Origin of the sequence: Cellulomonas algicola (assembly GCF_003851725.1) — a bacterium.
Lineage (GTDB): Bacteria > Actinomycetota > Actinomycetes > Actinomycetales > Cellulomonadaceae > Cellulomonas > Cellulomonas algicola.
The window spans coordinates 1-792 of the sequence record NZ_BHYL01000460.1; the positions used below are offsets into that span (position 1 = coordinate 1).

At 79.2% G+C, this 792-nt stretch carries 2 pseudogenes; both read right to left on the reverse strand.

Annotated features, from left to right (window positions below):
* A pseudogene (locus CTKZ_RS20815) lies at positions 1-431 on the reverse strand (hypothetical protein); the annotation flags it as partial.
* A gap of 1 nt (position 432) precedes the next feature.
* Positions 433-792: pseudogene (locus CTKZ_RS21825) on the reverse strand (hypothetical protein); the annotation flags it as partial.

The following is a 792-nucleotide window of genomic DNA, read 5'->3' on the forward strand; positions in this document are numbered from 1 at the left end:
ACCGACGCGGGCCCGGGCCCGCCGTCGTCGGGCACCGCCGCGGGGCGCGAGCCGGGCGCGTGCGGGCTGTCGAGCGCCGCGAGGGCGCCCTGCACGAGGTCGCCGGCGCCCGCCTCGTCGTGCGGTGCATCTGCGAGGACGTCGACCCCGTACGCGCGCAGGCGGTCGGCGAGCCACGGGCGGCTCGGGTCACCGACGCCCACGACCGTCACGCCCGAACGGTGCAGGACGTCGACCGACTCGCGGTCGAGCAGGTCGAGGTCGACCGACACGACCGCGATCCGCCCCAGGCCCGCCTCCGCGGCCGCGAGGAGCTCGGTGAGGTCGGCGCAGCGACGCGTGACGCTGAGGCGCCCGTTCGTCCCCTCGACGGCCTGGACGATGATCGACTCGGCGGTCCCCCGGACCGCGCACAGCACGCCGACCGACACGTCAGCCTCCCGAGCCCGGCACGGGCACGACGTCGACCGAGCCCGGACCGGCGAGCGCGCCCAGGACGTCGGCGAGGGCGTCGGACGGCACGAGCACCTGCACGGTGCTCGCCCCGCCCACGCTGAAGGCGCCGTCGGGCGTGTCGACCTCCGCGACCGTGAGCCCGACCGCGAGCGGACGCGGTGCAGCCGGCGTCGCGCCGGCGCTCGCGTCGCCCGCACCGCGCGCGGTGCCGTCCGGCACCCACCAGAGGTCGACGAGCGCGCCCACGACGAGCGCCCGCGACGGCGCGTGCTCGAGCGGGACGGCGACCGGGCGGACGTCGCCCTCCGCCGCGTCGCCGAGCGCCGCGGGGGGGGC